Source organism: Phenylobacterium sp. (assembly GCF_004799395.1).
Taxonomy (GTDB): Bacteria; Pseudomonadota; Alphaproteobacteria; order Caulobacterales; family Caulobacteraceae; genus Phenylobacterium.
Genome location: NZ_SSMZ01000277.1, coordinates 1 through 20818, shown reverse-complemented (window position 1 = coordinate 20818; position 20818 = coordinate 1). Strand labels below are relative to the sequence as shown.

The following is a 20818-nucleotide window of genomic DNA, read 5'->3' as shown; positions in this document are numbered from 1 at the left end:
CTCCAAAATCTCTCGTTCAGAACTGCGCCCGGAGCGTCGCGCCCCAGGTGCGCGGCGTGCCGAGTTGGCCGGCGAACCCGAACGCAGCGGCGCCCACGACGGAGGCGGTGCTCAGGTTCTGGAAGTAGGTCTTGTCGGTCAGATTGTTGACCCACAACGAGGCGTCATAGCGGCCATGGCCAAACTTTGCGCCGATCCGGGCGTTCACCAGGCTGTAGTCGGGGATCCATCCGTAGGGGCTGTCGTCCACAGTGCCGAACACTCCGGAGCGGTAGGTCGCCTGCGCCTGTACGTAGGGGCGCAGATCGTCCCGCCAATTCCATTCGTAGCGGACGAGAGCGTTCCAGATCCACTTGGGCGCCTCGTAGACGGGTTGCCCGGTCAGGTTGCAGATACCGGTGACGCCCACGGGGCACGGGGCGTTCGGGTATGAGGTGTAGCGCACATCATTGTAGGAGCCGTTGAGCGAGGTCTGCAGGCCGTCCACGATCTCCCAGCCCGCATCGAGCTCCACGCCTCGCGAGCGGACGTCGCCGACGTTGGCCAGGTAGGACCGTGCGCCGTTGGACGGCACGATGTTGGCCTGCAAGCCGGTCAGGCTCGTCCAGAACCCGTCCAGATTCACGTAGGCGCGAGCGTCCAGCAGGGTCGATTTCAGGCCGACCTCCCAGTCGTCGACCTTCTCAGGGTTCAGCACGAGCGGCGAGCCTGCAGTGACGGCGGAGTTCAGGTTGAGCCCGGCGGCCTTGTAGCCCGTCGAATAGGAGACGTAGGTCAGGGCGTGGTCGGTGATCTTGTCCGAAAGGCTGGCGAGATAGGACCACTGCCCGCCCTCGACCGTGACGTCGTAGTGGAAGGGGATCGAGGTCGCGGCGTAGGGCGTGCCGATCGTCGAAGTGTCGGAAGTCCCGTCGCGCTTGTCGTAGGTGTAGCGCAGGCCGCCGGTGGCGGTGATCTGCGGGGTGATGTGGAAATTGGCCTGGCCGAAGGCCGCAGCGCTCTGGGTATGGGCCGAGGTGTCGCCGATGTATTGCGAGCCCGGCGCGATCACCACCGCCGGCGCCGCCGGGTTCGAGAGCCGGGTGAAGTCGGTGTAGAAGGCGCTGGCGTCATAGCCGAACTGGTTGAGGATGAAGTGGTCCTTCAGCCGCTGATCGAACAGGTAGACGCCGGCCTGCCAGTCGAGCCGGCCAGGCTTGGAGGCCAGCCGGAACTCCTGCGACAACTGATTGTCATGGGTCTGGGCGACGTTGACCTGGATGATGTCCAGGGGCGTGCCGTCGGAATCCTGCAACGGATGGAAGTGCCAGTACTTCCAGGCGGTGATCGAGACCGCGTCCGCCCAACCCAGGTCGTAGTCCACCTCCGCCGAGAGGCCACGCTGATCGGTCAGCATGTTCTGCGGCGCGTTGTTCTGGGTGGCGCTGAGCGACGCCACGGGCGTGTACCCCAGAGCCTGGAAGGCCGCCAGCATATGGGCTGTGGCCGCGCTGATCGAAGCCGGCAGCACGGTCTTGAGGCTGCTGACGCAGCAGGTGTCGTCCTCGGAGGAATATTCCGCGATCACCCGCACCGACAGCTTCGAGGTGGGGGTAAAGAGCAGTTGGCCGCGGACGCCCTGGCGGCCCACGCTGTTGGCCTTGATCCCGGTCTTGGTGTTGTCGAGCACACCGTCGCGATGGGTCTCGAAGGCGGTCAGCCGCCCGGCCAGCAGGCCGTCCACCAGCGGTCCGGTGACGCTCGCGCGGACTTGGTTGTAGTTGTAGTTCCCGCCGGAGACCTCCAGATCGGCGCCGACGTCGAAGCTGGGCTTCTTGGTGGTGATGTTGATCACCCCGGCGGAGGTGTTGCGGCCGAAGAGCGTGCCTTGCGGCCCGCGCAGCACCTCGAGGCTCTGCACGTCGATCAGGTCCTCCAGCGCCATGCCCGGCCGCCCCAAATAGACCCCGTCCACGTAGAAGCCGACCGAGGTGTCCAGGCCGTCAGAGGCCGAGGAGACGCCGATCCCGCGTATGCCCACCGAGGAATTCCGGGGGTTGGAGTCATAGGCGACGATGCTGGGGACCTGGTTCTGGACGTCGGCCAGGGTGTAGGTCCCGGTCTTCTCGAGCGCCTCGCCGGAAAGTGCTGAAAGCGCGATCGGCACGTCGATGGCGCGCTCCTCTTGGCGACGGGCGGTGACGAGGAGCTCGTTGACCGTCGAGCCATCCTCGGCTGCGGGCTGCGCCGCGTCGGCGGCGGAAGCGGCGTTCGGCGGCGCTTCCGCCGCCGTTGCGCCGGCGGCGAGCGCCGTCCAGGCGAGGGAGGACAACAGCAGCGTCTTGAAGGCGTGACTCTTGGTCATGGATCATCCGTGGTCTTGGCGTGGAGACATGCGGCCGCGCAGCGCCAGGCGGGCGTCGAGGGCGGCAGGTCGGAGGTGTCGAAACGGGAGCGGGCGGGGGCCTTAAAGGGCGCGCCGACATCGTCCCCCAAAGGCGCCCGCAGGTCGGTCGGCGGTGTGGTTCAAGCCTGTCCCCTTGGCTGCGGTGGCCGCTCAGTTCCTACCTATTGGATAGGATTTGAAGGAAGACGTTCTTGTCGCCCTTGCAGAATTTCTGCACCGCACCAATTTTTCAGCCGGGATGGCCTCGCGCGACGCCTACGGCGTCGGTTGATTGTTGCGCCGCTTCCGGGCCGATAGGCTTAGGGCCGCGATTTTGCGGCAGACAGACGGATTCGAATGCTCTCTCAGCGCGGCCGCTACGCCTTGAAGGCGCTCCTCCACCTCGGCCGCAGCGGCGGTGAGCCGCGCGGCGTGACCGCGATCGCCGCGAGCGAACAGATCCCGCGGAAGTACCTGGAAGCGATCATGTCCGAACTGCGCCGCGCCGAGCTGGTGGAGAGCACGCGAGGCTGGTCCGGCGGCTACCGCCTGGCAAAGCCTGCGGACCTGATCACCTTCGGTGAGATCATCCGCTTGACCGATGGCCCCCTGGCGCTCCTGCCCTGCGCCAGCCGCAACTTCTACAAGCGCTGCGAGGACTGCGTCGACGAGGCGGCCTGCGCCTTGCGCCGGGTGATGGCCAGTGTCCGCAACCAGGTCGCCGAAATCCTGGATCGCACGACACTCGCCGACGCCATCGCGGGCTCGCCGGCCAGCCGGGCGCTGCTCGACGCCGAGCCCGTCGATCCGGGTTCCGCAGACACCGCTTAGAAATTCTGGGCAGGCTTCGATGAGAAGTCCGTTCCCCCATTCCATATCTCATGAATAGGTTTTGATCCCAGCGACGCCGCGGCCGCCCTTGGCCGACGTTGCATTGCCGAAAGGGATCGCCATGAACGTCGCCAACCTGCAGCCCCGCGAGGCCCCGGTCCGCACGGACTCGAAACTCATCGTCGAGCCGGTGACGCCGATTATCGGCGCCGAGCTCTCCGGCGTGGACCTGCGCGAGCCGCTGGACGCGGCCACTGCAGCCGACATCCAGGCGGCGCTGCATAAGTGGCGCGTGGTCTTCTTCCGCGACCAGGACATCACCAACGACCAGCTCAAGGCCTTCGGCCGCGCCTTCGGGCCGCTGACGCCGGCCCACCCGATCTCCGAGGGCCTCGAAGACCATCCGGAAATCTGGGAGCGCGCCGTGGACGAATACCGCGTCCGCCGCACCGAGAACGACAACGTCAAGCCCGGCGCGCGCAAGCCGCGCGACTACAAGGGCTGGCACATCGACATCACCTTCGTCGCCAACCCCAACCGCTATTCGATCCTGCACGGTGTGCAGATCCCGCCCTATGGCGGCGACACGCTCTTCACCAACCTGATCGCCGCCTACGAGGGCCTTTCACCAAAGATCCAGCGGCTGATCGACGAACTGCAGGCCGTCCACCAGACCACCAGCTACGACTTCGGCGGCGACAAGGCGCGCAAGCCCCGCCGCGACGGCCGCGGGACCGGCCCGTTCGTCTCGCTGCATCCGCTGGTGCGGATCCATCCGGAGACCGGTGAGAAACTGCTGTTCCTCAACCCCGGCACCACCACCCACATCGTCGGACTGAAGGAACGCGAGAGCCAGGCGCTGCTCGACCTCCTCTACTTCGAAGCGACCCGGCCGGAGTATCAGGTCCGCTTCCGCTGGGCCCCGAAGTCGCTGGTAGTCTGGGACAACCAGGCCGTCGCCCACGCCGGACCCATCGACTACCAGCACTTCGATCTTCCTCGCGTGGTCCGCCGCATCACCGTGGCGGGCGAGCTACCCACGGGCGCCGACCGCTTCCGGTCGCAGGCGCTCGAAGGCGAGCTGTTCAACGTCATCGGTTGAAAGGCGCGCCGGCCGGCCCGCCGCTCCTCCCCTTTGGCGGCGGGCCATTCCCCTTCCTCCCTCGCAGGGCCCCTTCGTGATCCGCGCCGGCTACCTCGCCATCGCCCTCCTCGGCCTCTCAGCCGGGCTGTCGGTCTACGCCGCGACCCGCGCGCCGGCGCCGAAGGCGGCCGCCACCATGGCCGGCCAGCTGGCGCTCGACGCGCCCCTGCCGACCCACGTGCCGCCCGGCGTGACCTTGGCCATCGGTGACCCGGTGACCGAGCATGTCCTTGAGCACACCGGCTGGATCAAGGACCTGCCCTTCAAGGTGAAATGGGCCGAGATCACCGGCGGCCCGGCGGTGACCGAAGCCTTCCACGCCGGCGCCCTCGACGTGGGGTCGGTGGCCAACATCCCGCCGATCCACGCCATCTGGGTGGGCCTGCCGGTGAAGATGATCGCCGTGCGCTTCCGCGAAGACCCCGACGGTCATCCGGCCTTCGAGCTCGCAGTCTCGCCCAAGGCGCATGTGGACTCGCTGAAGGACCTGCGCGGCAAGCGCATCGCCTACAGTCCCGGACAGGTTCAGGGCGAGATCGTCCAGCGGGTGCTGCAGGCTCAGGGCCTGACCGCCAAGGATGTCACCCTCGTCGAACTGCCGAGCCCGTCGGCGGACATCTACGTCAACGCCCTGTCCGCCGGATTGATCGACGTGGCGCCCCTGGGGACTGGCGCGGCGCTGAAGCGCTACCTGGAACGCTTCGGTCCGCAAGGCGCCAAAGCGCTGAAGTCGGGCGTGCGCGACGACTTCGTGACCATGTATGTGCCGGAGACGACCCTGAAGGATTCCGGAAAGGCGGCAGCCCTGCGCGTCTGGGTGCAGGTCTGGGCCCGCGCCCAGGCCTGGATCAACCAGCATCCGGATGAGTGGGCCCAGGTCTATTACCACGGCGACCAGGGCCTTTCGCAGCAGGACGCCCGCTACACGGTGGAGGCCCTGGGCCGAACCGTGGTGCCGCGCGACTGGACGGACGCCATCGCCCGCGAACAGGCCTCCATCGGCCTGATGGCCGAGGTCACGCACCACGCCCCGTTCGACGCGCACCGCCTGTTCGACCGACGCTTCGAGACCCTGCCTGCCGACGCCTTCGTCCAGGCCAGCAGCGCGCCCGGCCCTGCGACGCTCGCCGCGCGCTGAAAGGACGATCATGAGCGCCCAAAGCCCCACCCTTTTCTCCGCCGTCCTCAAGCGGCCCGACGCGGCTCGGCGCCCCTGGGTTGCAACGAAGGCTGTCCGGGCGGTCCGGCGCCTGGGGGTCGGAAAGCCCGACCCGCTCGGCTGGCTTCTGGGGCCGGCGCTGCTGCTGCTGGTCTGGACCCTGGGTTCGATGAGTGGGTTGATCGACGCGCGCATCCTTCCCGCCCCGTGGGCCACGGTCTCGACCGCCGCCGATCTGATCCACGAGGGCCGGCTGCAGGCCAATCTGGCGATCTCTGCCTGGCGCGCCGCCCAGGGTCTGGCGTTCGGTGTGGTCGCCGGGGTCCTGGTGGCCCTGGCCTCGGGCCTCAGCCTCTGGGGCGGCTACGTGTTTGACGGCCTGGTGCAGGTGAAACGGGCCATCCCGGTCCTGGCCCTGATCCCGCTGATCGTCCTGTGGTTCGGGATCGGCGAGACCATGAAGGTCACGGTGATCGCCATCTCGGTGTTCATCCCGATCTACCTCAACACCCACGCCGCCCTGCGCGGGATCGAAACCCGCTACGTGGAGCTCGCCGAGACCCTGGGCCTCAGCCGCTGGACCTTCGTCCGCCAGGTTGTGCTTCCGGGCGCCCTGCCGGGCTTCCTGCTCGGCCTGCGCTTCGCGGTGATGGCCGCCTGGCTGGCCCTGGTGGTGGTCGAGCAGCTCAACGCCACCAGCGGCATCGGCTACATGATCAACCTGGCGCGCACCTACGCCCAGTCCGACGTCATCGTCGTGGGCCTCGTGGTCTACGCGCTGCTGGGGCTGACTTCCGATCTCGCCGTTCGCCAGGTGGAAACACGCGCCCTGGCTTGGCGCCGGACCTTCGGCCGATGAACGCGCCCTTCACGCCACCCGCCCCGGAATCCTTGGCCTGCGAGCCGGTCGTTCGAGTCCGCCGCCTCAGCCGGCGCTTTACGCTGAAGGGCGTCCTTGACGGCGTCGACCTGGAGATCCGGCGCGGCGAGTTCGTGGCCCTGCTGGGCCGCAGCGGCTGCGGCAAGAGCACGCTGTTGCGCGCGCTCGCCCGCCTTGATCACGAGGCGGAGGGCGATGGCGAGATCGTCGTGCCGGAACGCCGGTCTGTGGTCTTCCAGGACGCCCGGTTGCTTCCCTGGAAACGGGTGTTGGACAACGTCATCCTCGGGCTCAGCGGCCCTGACGCCGAGGCGCGCGGAGTCAGAGCGCTGCTGGAGGTCGAACTGCTGGGGCGCGAGGCCTCCTGGCCCTATGAACTCTCCGGCGGCGAGCAGCAGCGCGTGGCGCTGGCCCGCTCGCTGGTCCGCGAGCCGGAACTGCTGCTGGCCGACGAGCCGTTCGGCGCCCTGGACGCGCTCACCCGTATCCGCATGCATGCGCTGTTGAAGCGGTTGTCCGAGGCTCACCGCCCCGCGGTCCTGCTGGTCACCCACGACGTCGACGAGGCGATCGAGCTCGCCCACCGCGTGGTGGTGCTCGAGCAGGGCCGGGTCGCCGCCGACATCGCCGTGGAGCTGCCGCCCGACGGCCCCGAGCGGAGCGTCCGCTTCGCCGCCCTGCGCCGACAGCTATTGGGCCGTCTCGGCGTCGCCGAGCGCGAGGCGGCCCCAACTTTGATTTCATCCGGAGATCCGCCATGACCCGCCAGATCAAGCTCGGCGCCTTTCTGCAGGCCACCGGCCACCACGTGGCTGCCTGGCTGCATCCCGATAGCCAGGCCGACGCCGGCCTGAACCTGGCGCACTACAGGGCCCTGGCGCAGGAGGCCGAGCGGGGCAAGTTCGACCTGGTCTTCGTGGCCGACAGCCCTGGCGGCTACGGCAATCCGAACGACATCGAGGTCTACCAACGAGACGGCAAGACCGCCCACTTCGAGCCGGTGACCCTGTGGTCGGCGCTGTCGCAGGCCACTCAGAACATCGGCTTCGTGGCCACCTCGACCACCACCTACGAGGACCCCTATACGACCGCGCGGAAATTCGCGTCCCTGGACTGGATCTCCGGCGGCCGGGCGGCCTGGAACGTGGTCACTACCGGCGCAGATGTTTCGCCGAACTTCAGCGTGCCAGCGCACCTGGAGCATTCGCGCCGCTACGAGCGGGCCGAGGAATATATCGATGTGGTGAAGGGGCTCTGGGACTCCTACGAGGACGACGCCTTCCTCCGCGACCGCCAGAGCGGCGTCTACCTCGACCCCGCCAAGCTGCACCTGCTGAACCACAAGGGTGAGCACTTCCAGGTTCGTGGGCCGCTCAACATCGGCCGTCCGCCGCAGGGCTATCCGGTGATCGTCCAGGCCGGCGCCTCCGACGCCGGACGCGAGCTCGCGGCGCGCACCGCCGAGGTGATCTTCACCGCCAACCTGACGATCGAGGACGCCCGGGAGTTCTATGCCGACGTCAAGGCGCGCCTGGCGACGTTCGGCCGCCGCCCGGAGGAGCTGCTGGTGATGCCCGGGATCTTCCCGGTCCTGGGCGGCACGGAGGCGGAAGCCCAGGCGAACTACGAGGAACTCCAGGCCCTGGTCCACCCTTCGGTGGCCTGGAGCATCCTGAAGCGGCACTACGCCGGCGTCGACCTCTCCGGACTGTCCCTGGAGGACAAGGCGCCGCCGCTCCCGGCCGACACCAATGGTTCGAAAAGTCGGTTGAAGCTGGTCTCCGACCTGGTCGAGCGCGAGCAACCAACGCTGCGCGAACTCTACCGCGCCGTCTCCACCGCCCGCGGCCACCGCACCGTCGTCGGGACGCCCGAACAGATCGCTGACGCCATCCAGGACTGGTTCGACCACGGCGCGGCCGACGGCTTCAACATCATGCCGCCGGTGCTCCCGACCGCGCTCACCGACTTCGTCGATCAGGTCGTCCCGATCCTGCAAAGGCGCGGCCTCTTCCGCACCGAATACCAGGGCCCGACCCTGCGCGAGAACCTCGGCCTGGCGCGGCCTGCCAACAGCCTGGCTCGGCGGGCAGCGGCCGATGCAGCGGCGCCCTCGGCCGAATTCGCCCAGGCGGCGCTCGGCTGATGTCCGCCGCCCCTCAGCCCGTTGCGGTCGGGACGCCGTCGCGGCGCGCGCTCGGCAAGGTGCTTCATAGCGCGCCGGTTCGCCCCGTCTGGTCCGACATCCCGATCTCCCGCGACGTCCTGGAACAGCTCCACGCCCTGATGAGCCTCGGCCCGACCCTGGTCGACGCCTCCCCGACGCGGGTGCTTTTCCTGAACAGCGGGTCCGCCAAAGCGCGGCTCGCGCCGTTGCTGCCGGAGCGCCACCGCGCCGACGCGCTCGCCGCGCCCGCCTGCGCCATTGTGGGCTACGACGTGGATTTCGCCGAGCAGCTTGTCGAATTCCTGCCGAGGGCGACCGCGGCCAGATCTTGTTTCGACGATCCGGAGGTCGTGCGCCAGACGGCCGCCCGCAACGGCGCGCTGCAAGGCGCCTACCTGATCGTCGCGGCGCGCTCGCTCGACCTGGAAGCCGCGGCCTTTCCGGAATTCGACGAGGCGGGGGTGTCGTTCGAGTTCTTCCGCACGCCGCGTGTGCGGGCGAACTTCCTCTGCAGCCTGGGCTATCCCGCCCGTGCGCCGGGCTTCCCGCAGCAGCCGCGCCTGGAGGGCCGCGGGTCGGCGCCAGCCTAACGCTTCGCCGCTTCCGCAGCCGCCAGCACCCGAAGGAAATTGCCGCCCCAGATCTGGGCGATCTGCGGCTCGGTGTAGCCGCGCGCCACCAGCTCCCGCGTCACGTTGGGCGCCTCGCTCTCGTCGGCGAAGCCGGTGATCCCGGCGCCGTGGTTGAAGTCGCTGCCGATGCCGACGTGGTCCACCCCGACCCGTTTGGCGATGTAGTCGATGTGGTCGACGTATTGCTTGAGGCTTGCCCGCGGATAGAGCGCCCGATAGGCGTCCATGAACGCCGCCTGCTTGGCCGCATCGAGGGTCGCCAGCCCCTGGTCACCGGATGCCGGCGCCAGTCCGTATTGCTGGCGAAGGGCCGCGACCTTGGCCTCGTAGCCGGCGGGTCTCGTGACCAGATAGGCATTGAACGGCGTCACCTGGATAACCCCGCCCTGCTTGGCGATGGCGTCGATCTCGACGTCCGACAGGTTGCGGGTCGCGTCGACCAGGGCGCGGACATCGGAGTGGGTGGCCACCACCGGCGCCCGGGAAATCTGCAGTGTCTGGAAGACACCTTTCGGGGTCAGCTGCGAGACGTCCACCAGGACGCCGAGGTCGTTCAGGCGCTGCACCGCCGCCTTGCCCGCCTCCGACAGGCCGCCGTTCGGCTCGCCCGCGCCGGCCTGCGGCCGCGAGGAGTCGGCGAAGGCGTTGTTGCCGGCGTGCGCCAGGCCGGCGACCCGGACACCTTGCGCATAAAGCTTGTCGAATTCGGCCACATCGCCGTTCAGCCAGTAGGCGTTGAGGAAGCCGACCAGCACGGCGATCTTGCCCAAGCCCACGATGCGCCGCACGTCGGCGGCGCCGAGCGCCAGTTCCGCGTCCTGCGGATTGTCGCGCACCAGCGCCTTGATCGCCGCGATCTTGGCGAGCGCCTCCGTCCGCGCCGCGGCATAGCCCTCAGGCGTCGGCGGCCCGGTGGGCGCGAAGACCGCCAGCACCACGGCGTCCACCCCGCCGGCCCGGAGCTGCGAGAGGCCGGCCTGCGGCGTCGCCGGCGGCGTCTTTGGCAGCAGGACGTCCACGTGGCTGTCGAGGGTCAGGACCCGCCGGTGGATCTGCGCCGCCGGGGAACTGGCTTGCGCGATCACCGCACCCGACGCGCCCAGCGCCAGGGCGACGCCGACGGAGGCGAGCGCCAAACGGGTGGCGTCCTGTTTCGAGGTCATGGCGATCGTCCCAACCCGCGGTCGCGTCCGCGGCGACCATCTCCTATTCCTTAGATATGATTTGCAATCGAGATTCTCTCCGCGAGCTGTTAGAGCGCGTCGTTAGGGTCGGCGGGCTCTCGGCGCGATGTTTGGACGTTTCCCAGTAGGGAATGAACAGCCGCGGAGCGCGCCATGGACTGGGGCGAAGAACTGGCGATCTATTCGTTCGCCAAGGCCGAATTCGATCGCGCACACTGCCTGTTGGAGCAGGCGATGGCCCGCTTCGAGACCGCGCGAAGCGATGAGACGGCGTCGCTGGCGCCCTTGATCCTCGGTGTCGAACTTGCGCGGCGGCGCGCCCTGCGCCAGTCGCGCCATCTCGACGCAGCGACCTACAGGTTCACGAACGGTCGTGCGCTGGACGAGGTGCTCTGGTCTCTGCCCGACGACATTTGAGGCCGGTGAACTCTCGGCTTCCAGCAGTCGGCGACTCTCGCGCTGCTTCTCACGGGTCAGCGTAACGCCCCTGCCCCGCGAAGCTTCCGGAGCGCAGTGTCGATGAGCATGGCCCCTTGCGCGGAAGGCCTACTGGATCATTCTCACTCTTTGGTGAAATTCGTCCATAATTACATGATTTTTCTAAAGTTTTTCGTTGATGAGGCGCCGCAACCCGCTTGCATTACCGACATTTTGCAGGCCACTGAATTTTATTGGGAAATCGACGCGGAATCTCCTTTTCACGATTTCGCTCATTGGCCCCGCCTGGAAGCCGGTCCTGCCATCGTCGCCGCCCTGGCCTGCGACGCCAAACTCTCCGTCGGCTGGGCCCAGGCCGTTGTGGGCGCCCTGGCCAAGAAGGGCCTGGTACGGCTGGAGCGAGCCGAGGCGGTGGCGGGCGCCTAGGCGGGGCCCAGCCCGCCTGCACCTTCGCACAAAGGCGAAGCACCTGGGGCGGCGACGCCGCCGCTGGGGTCGAAACCGGCTGGCTGTCGTGGGCCGCCGCCCGCTTGTATCCGTGGCCTGGAACCCGCGCAGGGGCGTCGGAACGCGGAACGGTAGGCGCCGCCCTAGTCTGCCGCGCCGTCGCGATCGGCTCTGGCGTCGACCGGCCGCCTCCACTGCCAAAGGATGGCGAGGAAGACGAAGAAGACTTCGGCGAGGATCGCCGCCTGAACCGCGTGGCCGACAAGGCGCGGCCAGAAGACCAAGACGCTGGCGAAAATCGACACCTCGAGGACCCATCGCACCCACGAGTCGCGTGCGTGAGTCTTCAGGGTGGCGAGGACGGTCCCACCGCGGTCTTCGGCTCCGTAACTCACGCGACCGGCGCTCCATTGGCCGGGGCGGCGCGCTTCACCCCTTCCACAACGATTCCGCCAAGGCCGCCTCCCGCGGCTCCGATCGCGCCGCCGGCGAGCCCGCCCGGCGCGGGCTGAGGGATGAGGTTGGACGCGGGGTCCGGCATCGGGCCTTATCCTTTTCGAACGAGCTGGAACGTCAAGACGGCGTCGGGTCGGCGCGCCTTGCGCAGGCGCGCGCTGCGCCGTGTCATCCATTCCTTGGTGGCGAACTCGTGGCGCGCCGCCGCGTCAGGCCGAGGCGACGACCTGCTCCAGCGCCTCGCCCGGCAGCTCCAGGTCGCAGACCAGGCCCTGCGGACGCCAATCCAGATGGGTCGTCCCACCCAGAGGTCCGGCGAGCGCACGGGTCAGCATGACCGTGCCCAGCCCCCGCCGTGAGGGCGTCGCCACTTCAGGCCCGCCGCTCTCCGCCCAGCGGAGGTTGAGCGGCCCGCCGCGGCCGCGCGTCCAGCTCACCGCCACGCGGCCTTCGGGCTTCGACAGCGAACCGTACTTCGCCGCATTGGTCGCCAGCTCGTGCAGCGCCATGGCCAACGCCTGGGCCGCCGCCGGCGACAGCGCCACGTCCGGCCCCTCGATGGTCACCCGCGCCGCCTCGCCCAGGCTGAAGGCCAGGAGCTCCTCCTCCACCAGGCGTCGCAGGTCCGCGCCTTCCCAGCGCGCCTCGGAAAGCAGCTGGTGCGCTCGGCCCAGCGCCGCGATCCGCCCGGACACCACCTCCTTCAGCGCCTGCACCGTCGGCGCCTGGGACAGCTGCACCGTGCTCAGGACCACCGTCAGCAGGTTGTTGGCCCGATGGTCGACCTCGCGGGCCAGCAGCCTCAGGCGCTCCTCGGAATCCCGGCGCTCGGTGACGTCCATCACCACCCCGATGGCGCTGCGCGGCGCGCCCTTGTCGTCCAACAGGATCTCCGCGCGCGCCAGGAGCCAGCGAAGCGCCCCGTCGACGCGCCGCGCCCGGTACTCGACCTCGAAGCGTCGCTCGCCGCAGGCGAGGGCGTCCTGGGCCGCTTGGCGCAGACGGTCCTGCTCGCCCGGCAGATAAAGCGCGTTGATCTCCTCCAGCGTCGGCTGGGCGTCCTCGGCGAAGCCCATGATCCGGTTGAGCTCCGGGCTCGGGGTGATCCCGCGCGGGTCCACCTGCCAGACCGCCATGCGTCCGGCGTCGATGGCCAGCGCCAGGCGCTGGGCGCCCTCGTCGCGCTCGACCTCCGCCCGCTTGCGCGCCGTGATGTCCTGCAGGGTGCCGACATAGCGGGTGGCGACCGTCTCGCCGCCCACCGTCTCGAAGACCGCGCGGCCGTTGGCGGTCACCCAGCGCACCTCGCCGTCGGCGAGTTTCAGCCGGTAGTCGTAGGGGGTTTCGTCGCGCACCTGCGGGTCGAGCGCCCGCTCAGCCTGGGCCGAGGTGTGCGGGAAGTCCTCAGGATGGGTGACCGCGGCCACCATCTCGTAGGTCACCGGCCCGTCGGCCGGGAAGCCGCAGATTGCGCGGGCCTCCGGCGAATAGATCATCTCGTTGGTGGCCAGCCGCCACTCCCAGACGCCGACCGCGGCGGCCTTGGTGGCCAGTTCGAGGCGCGCCTCACTGGCCTGCAGCGCCGCCTGACCGCCAACCAGCATCCGCGCGCGGACCCGGAACACCTCGGCGAACGCCACGATCGACCCGGCCGAGACGACGTAGAGGGCCAGGGTCGCGAGCTCGGCCTCGGTCGGCCCGCCGTTGGGACGCTGCATGGTGAGGTACCAGGCGTAGAGCCCGCCGATGGTCACCACGGTCGCGCCCGACACCCAGCCGGCCAGCAGCGTGGCCAGCAGCACCGCGGGGAATTGCAGGGAAAACGGCACGACGCCGGGCACGGCGGTCGCGATCGCCCGGCGGGCCACGGTCACCACGACCAGCAGGGCGATGGTCACCACCACGCGGGTCAGCAGGCTGGGCGCTGCGCCGTTCCGCCCCGGCAGGTCGATCTTGCTCAGCCCCTTGAACAACTTGGCCGCCTCGCGCACGAGACCCCATCTGGGCGCGACCTATCGCCGCGGTCAAGGTCGCTGGCGTCAGGCCGCCGCGACGGCGTCGGCCTCGCCGGTCTCCGGCCGCCCCTGGACCTGCGCCAGCTCGAGCGCTGCGAACAGGCTCGCCGCCTCGATCGGCTTGGCGACGTGGCCATCCATGCCCGCCTCGACGTAGTCGCTGACCTGATGGGACATGGCGTTGGCGGTCAGCGCCACGATCGGGGTGTAGGGCCGCCCGCTCCCGGCCTCCGCCGCGCGGATCGCCCGCGCCGCGGTGGGGCCGTCCATCACCGGCATCTGCACGTCCATCAGGATCAGATCCCAGGGCTCGCGGCTCCAGGCTTCCAGCGCCGCGCGCCCGTCGCCGACCACCACGGGCTCGACGCCCACCTGCGCCAGCAGGGTGCGCAGCACCAGCTGGTTGATCGCATTGTCCTCCGCCGCCAGCACCCGGAGCGGCCGCCCAGCCGCCCGCGCCACGGCCGGCGCCGCGGCGCTCGCCGCCGCCCTCCCCGACCGGGCCAGCGGCAGGCACACCGTGAAGGTCGAGCCCTTCCCCGGCTCGCTCTGCGCCACGATCGACCCGCCCATCAGCTCCGCCAGTTCGCGGCAGATAGAGAGCCCCAGCCCTGCCCCGCCGTAGCGCCGCGTGGTCGAGGCGTCGGCCTGCTCGAACTTGGCGAAGAGGCGCGACAGGGCCTCGCCCTCGATGCCCACGCCGCTGTCGGCTACGGCGATCCGCACCGCACCTTCGTCGCGGCTCACCCCCACCGCGATGCGACCAGCCTCGGTGAACTTCAGCGCGTTGGAGATCAGGTTGTGCAGGATCTGGCGCACCCGCGTCGGGTCGCCCCGGTAGACGCCGGCCGCGCCCTTGGCGAACTCGAGCTCCAGGGCCACGCCCTTGTCGTCGGCCAGCGGCGCGAAGGTGTCGCGGGCGCCCATCGCCAGCGCCGCCAGGTCGAATTCGATGTCCTCGAGCTTCAGCTTGCCGGCCTCGACGCGGCTCAGGTCGAGGATGTCGTTAAGGATCGCCAGCAGGCCCTCGCCGGACGCCCGGATCACGTCCACGTGGGCGCGGACCTCGCTGTGCAGGTCCGGCCGCGCGGCGATCACCTGGGCCATGCCCAGAACGCCGTTCAGGGGGGTGCGGATCTCGTGGCTCATGGTGGCCAGGAAGGCGCTCTTCGCCCGGCTCGCCATCTCCGCCTCGTCGCGGGCCGCCACCATCTGCGCCGTCGCCTCGGTGAGGCGCTTGGATTCGAAGAAATTGACCGTGATGCTGACCCCTGCATGGCCCACCACGGCCAGCATGGTCACCTCCACCAGGATCTGATCGATCCCGTGGAAATGCGGGACGATCAGCGGCGCCAGGGCCGGCGCGACCAGCGCCGGCAAAGCCGGGATCAGCGCGCCCAAGGACCGTCCGTGATGCGTGTCCAGATAAAGCAGATGCCCCGCAAAGAACGCCAGGCCGGCGATCTCGCAGGCCACGTGGTTGGACGCCCACAGGATCGCGCCCGCCGCGCTCCAGGCCGCGATGGCCACGGCGTAGACCGCCATGCACAGGAAGCCTTCGGCCCGGCTCAGCTTCAGGTCGCGGGCCATCGGGCGGGTGACTTCGCGAAGCGGCCACTCGACGGCGATCGCCGCGGCGACCCAGAACCCCGCCGCCTGCCAACTGACGCCCAGGCCCAGCACCGCCCAGACCACGCCGGCCATCAGCACGCGCATGGCCGAGAAGTGGAAACTTCTCGCGCCGGCCTCGCTGAACCGCTCGTCGAACCAGTCGTGCAGCATTACGCCCCCGAAATCGGCGGTCGAGCATGCCAAAGCTTCGACAAAGCCGCGTTAATGCCGCGCGGGACGGTTCATTCGGCCCATCCCGCCCCGCGGCGCCCGCCTGGGCCGCTCGCCCCCGCCGTCGCAGGGTGCGGTCATCGCGGAGCTCCGGAAGCTGATCCCGGACGTCGGGTTGCTGACGTCGGGTTGCTACGGACGGAACGATCCCGGGTCCGACGAGGGTCGGTCCACAGGCGCGGCATAGGTGCAGTCGATCCCGCCTCGCCTGCCGCCGGGTCGGCAGCGACCCTCGTGCAGCCGGGTCATCAGGGTGTAGCCCAGAAAGGCCGCCACGATGCCCAGCACGAGAACTGCGGTGACCTGCTCCCGGCCCAAATCCGCCTCCGTAGGACCACCCCTACCCCTGCAAATCCGCGTAGGGCTTCCCGTCGCTCGACAGCAGCACGGCGATCGGGCGGCTGGGCTTGAACTCGGCCAGGATCGCCATGGCGACCACCGTCAGCGGGGTCGACAGGAACGCGCCGACCGTACCCCACACCGCGCCCCAGAACGCGAGCGCCAGCAGCACCACGATGGGGTCCAGGTTCAGACTGCGGCCCTGCATCCGGGGTTGGACGACGTGGCTGACCACGAAGTGCGTCGCCTCCAGGCCGGCCACCAGCACGATGGCGCGCACGATGCCGTCGAACTCCATCAGCCCGAACAGCGCCGGGAACAGCACCCCGATCGCCGCCCCGATGGCCGGGATGTAGTTGGCCAGGAAGATGATCACGCACCAGAACGCCACGTGGCTCAGGCCGCAGGCGACCATGATCGCCGCCGAGGCCGCGGTGATGATCACGCCGACCACCGTCTGCACCCAGATGTAGCTCTCGACGCCGCGCCGCACCCGGTCGAACACGCGGGACGCCTCCGACCGCTCGGACTCGGTGCGGAACAGCTCGCCGAACTTGGCGGAGAACCCGCGGCGCGAGGCCAGCAGGAAGCCCAGATAGACCAGCACGAAGACCGCGCCCTCGAGGAAGTGGCTGAGCGCGCTCGCCAGCACGCCGGCGTAGCGCGCCGGGTTGAGCTCGCCCAGCAGGCTGGCCGCCGTCGGGGTTACCGACAGGCCGAACCGCTGCGCCGCCGCCAGCAGGACGGCATTGATCCGCGCGGTGTAGGCCGGCGCCTTGGCCGCGAAGTCCGCGGCGTTGTCGGCCGACAGCCACAGGGTCAGGCTAAAGGCGCTTACGATCAGCACGATGGCCAGCGTCAGCGCCATCCAGTCCTTCAGCACCTTCACCCGCCGGGACAGCGCGCGGGCCAGGCCATCGATGACGATCAGCAGGAACACCGCCAGCACCAGCGGCTCCAGGATCCGCCGCAGGGCGTAGAAGGCCGCCCCTGTCAGGATCACGGCCACCACGATATTGGCGACGCCCAGCATCTTCAGGAGCCCGCCAAGCGTCTCGCCGTCCCTGGCCGGTTTCGTCTTTTCCATCGGTCCCTCAGCCCTGCCTATGCCATGGAACGGGCAGCTTGGCATGGGCGTCCTACTGCCAGCCTGCGCTTCTGCCCTTGACCCTGCGCCAGCCCGCCGCGCAACCTCCACCCCGCCTGGGCTCCCGCAGCCGGGCGCCGGAAACCACAAGCGGGCCATCGGGACGGACCACACATGAACCTTCGCACCACCCTCGCCGCCGCCGCGGCGGTCTTCGCGCTGGCGGCCACCGCCGCCCAGGCCGCCGACACCGTCACGGTCGCCCAGGGAACCCTGCATGGGTCCGTCTCGGGTAATGTCGCCAGCTTCAAGGACATCCCCTTCGCCGCCCCGCCGGTGGGGGACCTGCGCTGGCGCCCGCCGCAGGCCCCGGCGTCATGGAGCGGCGTGCGCGACGCCACTGCGCTCGGTCCGCAATGCATGCAGATGCGCCAGGTCACTCCGGACGTGAAGGAGTCCGAGGACTGCCTGCAGCTCAACGTCTGGACCCCGGCCAATTTCAAGCCCGGTGCGAAGATCCCGGTGATGGTCTTCATCCACGGCGGCTCCTTCACCGGCGGCTCGGGGACCAACGCCCTCTATGATGGGACCCATTTCGCCGAACGCGGCGTGGTGCTGGTGACCGTCAACTACCGCCTGGGCCGCCTGGGCTTCTTCGCACACCCCGCGCTCTCCGCCGAACAGCCGAACGCCCCGCTCGCCAACTACGGCATGATGGACAACCTGGCGGCGCTCAAGTGGGTGCAGGCCAATATCGCGGCCTTCGGCGGCGACCCGAAGAACGTCACCGCGTTTGGCGAGAGCGCCGGCGGCATCCTGATCAACGACCTAATGGCCTCGCCGCAGGCCAAGGGGCTGTTCGCCAAGGCGATCTCGGAATCCGGCTTCGGCCGCATCCCCGGCCTGCCCATGGCCCAGGCCGAGAAGCTGGGCGCCACCTACGCCGCCGGCCTGGGCGTCACCGCCAGCGGGCCCGAGGCCATGAAGGCCCTGCGCGCGCTCAGCGCCGAGGACCTCTCCAAGGCCGCCGGCGCGATCACACCGATCCTCGACGGCAAGGTCCTGCCCGAGGCGCCGGCCGCGGCCTTCGCCGCCGGCCGCGAACTGAAGGTCCCCTATATCGCGGGCGGCAACAGCTGGGAGGCGAGCCTGTTCGCCACCGCCACCCCGCTCGATCGCGCCGGCCCGCTGCGCGACAAGCTGGTCTCCGTCTATGGCAGCCCGTCCGACCTGAAGCTCGTCCAGTGGGACACCAGCACGGAGTCCCTGGTCATCGAGCCCGACCGCCTGCTGGCCCGCCTTCACGTCAAGAACGGCCAGAAGGCCTGGGTCTACTACGACAGCTATATCCCGGCCGCCCAGCGCGCGACGATCCATGGCCTCGCCCATGGCGGAGAGCTCGCCTACGTCTTCAGCAACCTGCCCGACCACGACCGCGTCCAGGGAACCCGCACCATCGCCGCGGCCACGCCCGACGACCGCAAGTCGAGCGCCGCCATGACCGATGCCTGGGCCGCCTTCGCCAAGACCACCGATCCCAGCACCCCCGCCGCCGCCTGGCCCGCCTACACCCCGGCCAATGACGCCGTGCTTGAGTTCGGCGCCGACGGCGTCCACGCCCGCCCGTTGTTCCACAAGGCGAGCCTCGACCTCGTCGAACAGCTCAACGCCGCGGGGCGGTAGGGCCTCGATATCCAGCTCCACGCCCTCCTCCCCTAGATCGCCGTGCGTCAGGCGGCCGATCTCTGAGGAAACTCTGCCGCTCGGTGTCCGCGCGCGAAGATGTCCGCCGGCTGCAATCGGGCGATAGACCGAGGACGGGTGATTTCCTCAGAGAGGGCTCTGCCGCCGAGATGGGTGAAGCCAGCAGCCCAGGCCGCCAACATCAGGCTGCTGGAGAGGAAGTCGTAGCCGACGCACGCCAGCGATGACTCCTTCGCTCGCTGCGCGAAGATCGCCAACCGTCGCTGGACGTCGCGGCCGTCCGCCTCGAGGTTCCGGCAATCCAATGCAACCCCGCTGAGCCCGCAGCCGCCCCACATCCGCACATCGGCGCACTCGGAGGGCGCGCGGGCGAGGACGGCGCGGCAGTACGGCGACACCATGGACACCACTTCGGTGAGGCGGCTGCGTGGAAAGCCGGCCGAAAGGTCCGTGATCTCCAGAATCAGGAGCCGCCGCGTTGCGTTATCGAGGCCGCGTAACAGGTTGAGCAGGTCGTAGCGCGAGGTGCTGTAGGTGGCCGCCCTTAGCGGCAGCGGCGCGTGCAGCGCAACCTGCACCTTGTTCTTGCCGATCAGTTCGGCGGCATAGGCGATGCCGTTCATGGCAGCCTCTCCGGCGAGCACCGCGGGAAGGTCCCAGTCGTCCGCCGGGCGCGCCGGTTCGTCCCCCACCGCGAGCCACATGGACGGGCGCAACAGGAACGATGCGACGACCCGAGCCGCGACGTTCCAGGTTGGCTCCGGCGTCATCTCAAGATCGAGGGTGAGGTTCGGCGGTGAGGTCAAACGCCAGGTGCGGCTCACTTTCCAGGTGAGGTCGTCGGCCGGCGGAGCGGACGAGCGGGCTCCCGGCCGGGCCGCGCCTTCTGCGTTGTCGAGGATCCTCCCAGCGTCCAGCGGCTCGACCGTGAGCGCGCCATTGTGGAAGGCGGTCACTTGGAAGAGTCGCAAATCCTCGCGCGCGGCGGCGCCCAGAAAGAAGGCCAGCGCCTCCTTCAGGATCTTGGCGCTGATGCCAAGGGAGGTGGTGCGCGAGACGCTGGTCTGCACGCTGACGAACTCGGCGTCGTTCAGGCTCACCATCAGATCGCCTGGCTGCGAGACGCGGCTGAAGGCGCGCTCGACGAAACTCGCCACCTGCTCGCGCTTGCGGGGCCACTTGTCGCCCGAGCGCTCGCGGATCGCCTCAACGCTGATGACGGTGACGCATCCCGCGGCGATGGCGGGGGCTACCTTCTCGAGCACGGCGCGCAATCCCGCCGAAGTGAACCGTTCCATCGCCGTTCAGTCCTGGCCGCGCATCCTGCGCAAGGTGTCGACCAGTCCGCATCCCTCGCCGACAAGCCGAACTATGGTTTCGAGTTCGCCGCGCACCGGCCTGGACAACGGGTCATCCAAGGCGAGTTCCGCCGCGCCCAAGATCTTGGCAAAGAGGTTGTTGAACGCGTGGCCCAGCGCTGACCTCTGATCGATCGTTCGTAAGGTCATGGCGCGACCGCCGGGCATTCGGGACGCAACAACCTCTCGGCCACATCGAGCAGGTCCGATGACCTGAAGGGCTTTGCGAGCACGGCGTCGGCGCCGGCGTGGCGAGCCAGGTCCAGGAAATCGCCGGGCCCGAGCCGGAGGCCGCCCGAGATTGCGATCACCTTCACCGACGGTCGCAACTTCTTGAGCGCGAGAAGGGTCTCGATGCCTTCTCGGTTCGGCATGATGATGTCGGTGACCACCAACGCCGTCGGCTCGCGTGTGAAGGACCGTAATCCGATGGCCCCGTCGAGGGCGGCGACAACTTCGAAATCCCGAGATCGAAACGCGCAGATCATTTGCCGCAGCAGCTCAACGTCGTCGTCCATGATCAGAACTCGGCGCCGCGTCACGCTGCCAATCCCAGATGAATTCTGCGCGGGCCCTCGGGGATTTTCCAACATTTCAGGTACAAATTCACTTTGAGACCACTATTGTATCTTGCTGTGTTATCAACATGATGTAGTTGTCTTGAATAATATAGATGTTATATAGGTCTATTTGCGATTCAAAGGCGTTGACGTAAGTTACTAATATCTCTGTTCCCTAGATTTTTCAACAATTCTCAGAGTTCAGTTTCA

General features: G+C 68.9%; 20 protein-coding genes. 10 read left to right on the top strand and 10 right to left on the bottom strand.

Features of this window, described 5'->3' with window-relative positions; translation table 11 throughout:
- Positions 1–16: 16 nt before the first annotated feature.
- Positions 17–2344 carry a TonB-dependent receptor gene (locus E8A12_RS18015; RefSeq protein WP_293371372.1) on the bottom strand — a complete coding sequence of 776 codons (2328 nt, stop codon included), beginning with the start codon at positions 2342–2344 and terminating at the stop codon, positions 17–19.
- 378 nt (positions 2345–2722) lie between these two features.
- Between E8A12_RS18015 and E8A12_RS18010 the strand changes: the two genes are divergently transcribed.
- From E8A12_RS18010 to E8A12_RS17980, 7 genes are all read left to right on the top strand, one after another.
- Complete coding sequence (locus E8A12_RS18010) at positions 2723–3196, top strand: Rrf2 family transcriptional regulator (protein ID WP_293371370.1); 474 nt, start codon at positions 2723–2725, stop codon at positions 3194–3196.
- 121 nt (positions 3197–3317) lie between these two features.
- Positions 3318–4298, top strand: coding sequence for a TauD/TfdA family dioxygenase (locus E8A12_RS18005; protein ID WP_293371368.1), 981 nt, complete (start codon positions 3318–3320; stop codon positions 4296–4298).
- Positions 4299–4374: 76 nt separating this feature from the next.
- Positions 4375–5478 carry an ABC transporter substrate-binding protein gene (locus E8A12_RS18000; RefSeq protein ID WP_293371366.1) on the top strand — a complete coding sequence of 368 codons (1104 nt, stop codon included), beginning with the start codon at positions 4375–4377 and terminating at the stop codon, positions 5476–5478.
- 10 nt (positions 5479–5488) lie between these two features.
- Positions 5489–6358, top strand: coding sequence for an ABC transporter permease (locus E8A12_RS17995; RefSeq protein ID WP_293371364.1), 870 nt, complete (start codon positions 5489–5491; stop codon positions 6356–6358).
- The gene (locus E8A12_RS17990; RefSeq protein WP_293371362.1) at positions 6355–7140 is read left to right on the top strand and encodes an ABC transporter ATP-binding protein; all 786 of its coding nucleotides are present in this window, start codon (positions 6355–6357) and stop codon (positions 7138–7140) included. The genes E8A12_RS17995 and E8A12_RS17990 overlap by 4 nt, the downstream gene beginning before the upstream one ends.
- The gene (locus E8A12_RS17985; RefSeq protein WP_293371360.1) at positions 7137–8525 is read left to right on the top strand and encodes an LLM class flavin-dependent oxidoreductase; all 1389 of its coding nucleotides are present in this window, start codon (positions 7137–7139) and stop codon (positions 8523–8525) included. Before E8A12_RS17990 ends, E8A12_RS17985 begins: the two co-directional genes overlap by 4 nt.
- Positions 8525–9136: a malonic semialdehyde reductase gene (locus tag E8A12_RS17980; protein ID WP_293371358.1), complete on the top strand. Its 612-nt coding sequence runs from the start codon at positions 8525–8527 to the stop codon at positions 9134–9136. Before E8A12_RS17985 ends, E8A12_RS17980 begins: the two co-directional genes overlap by 1 nt.
- Here E8A12_RS17980 and E8A12_RS17975 read toward each other — a convergent pair.
- Complete coding sequence (locus E8A12_RS17975; RefSeq protein ID WP_293371356.1) at positions 9133–10341, bottom strand: membrane dipeptidase; 1209 nt, start codon at positions 10339–10341, stop codon at positions 9133–9135. The genes E8A12_RS17980 and E8A12_RS17975 overlap by 4 nt on opposite strands.
- Positions 10342–10515: 174 nt before the next feature.
- Here E8A12_RS17975 and E8A12_RS17970 point away from each other — a divergent pair, with 174 nt between their 5' ends.
- Together E8A12_RS17970 and E8A12_RS17965 are read left to right on the top strand one after the other, a co-directional pair.
- A complete protein-coding gene (locus tag E8A12_RS17970; RefSeq protein ID WP_293371354.1) occupies positions 10516–10779 on the top strand; it encodes a hypothetical protein in 264 nt (87 codons plus the stop codon).
- A gap of 102 nt (positions 10780–10881) precedes the next feature.
- Positions 10882–11226, top strand: coding sequence for a hypothetical protein (locus E8A12_RS17965; RefSeq protein ID WP_293371352.1), 345 nt, complete (start codon positions 10882–10884; stop codon positions 11224–11226).
- 164 nt (positions 11227–11390) lie between these two features.
- Here E8A12_RS17965 and E8A12_RS17960 read toward each other — a convergent pair whose 3' ends face one another.
- The 5 genes from E8A12_RS17960 to E8A12_RS17940 form a co-directional block, all read right to left on the bottom strand.
- Positions 11391–11642 carry a hypothetical protein gene (locus tag E8A12_RS17960; RefSeq protein WP_293371350.1) on the bottom strand — a complete coding sequence of 84 codons (252 nt, stop codon included), beginning with the start codon at positions 11640–11642 and terminating at the stop codon, positions 11391–11393.
- 270 nt (positions 11643–11912) lie between these two features.
- A complete protein-coding gene (locus E8A12_RS17955; RefSeq protein ID WP_293371348.1) occupies positions 11913–13694 on the bottom strand; it encodes a PAS domain-containing protein in 1782 nt (593 codons plus the stop codon).
- A gap of 48 nt (positions 13695–13742) precedes the next feature.
- On the bottom strand, positions 13743–15500 hold the full coding sequence (locus tag E8A12_RS17950) for an ATP-binding protein (protein WP_293371346.1): 1758 nt from the start codon (positions 15498–15500) through the stop codon (positions 13743–13745).
- A 192-nt stretch (positions 15501–15692) separates the two neighbouring features.
- Positions 15693–15878 (bottom strand): hypothetical protein, encoded by a 186-nt coding sequence (locus tag E8A12_RS17945; RefSeq protein WP_293371344.1) that lies wholly within the window; start codon positions 15876–15878, stop codon positions 15693–15695.
- Positions 15879–15900: 22 nt separating this feature from the next.
- A complete protein-coding gene (locus tag E8A12_RS17940) occupies positions 15901–16986 on the bottom strand; it encodes an AI-2E family transporter (protein WP_293371342.1) in 1086 nt (361 codons plus the stop codon).
- Positions 16987–17160: 174 nt separating this feature from the next.
- Here E8A12_RS17940 and E8A12_RS17935 point away from each other — a divergent pair, with 174 nt between their 5' ends.
- Positions 17161–18669, top strand: coding sequence for a carboxylesterase family protein (locus E8A12_RS17935; RefSeq protein WP_293371340.1), 1509 nt, complete (start codon positions 17161–17163; stop codon positions 18667–18669).
- A gap of 47 nt (positions 18670–18716) precedes the next feature.
- Here the strand turns inward: E8A12_RS17935 and E8A12_RS17930 are convergent, their stop codons facing one another.
- The 3 genes from E8A12_RS17930 to E8A12_RS17920 are packed head-to-tail and all read right to left on the bottom strand — an operon-like array spanning position 18717 to position 20641.
- Positions 18717–19988, bottom strand: coding sequence for a hypothetical protein (locus E8A12_RS17930; RefSeq protein ID WP_293371338.1), 1272 nt, complete (start codon positions 19986–19988; stop codon positions 18717–18719).
- A 6-nt stretch (positions 19989–19994) separates the two neighbouring features.
- Positions 19995–20216 (bottom strand): hypothetical protein, encoded by a 222-nt coding sequence (locus E8A12_RS17925; protein WP_293371336.1) that lies wholly within the window; start codon positions 20214–20216, stop codon positions 19995–19997.
- Complete coding sequence (locus tag E8A12_RS17920; protein ID WP_293371334.1) at positions 20195–20641, bottom strand: response regulator; 447 nt, start codon at positions 20639–20641, stop codon at positions 20195–20197. The genes E8A12_RS17925 and E8A12_RS17920 overlap by 22 nt, the downstream gene beginning before the upstream one ends.
- Positions 20642–20818: the final 177 nt, after the last annotated feature.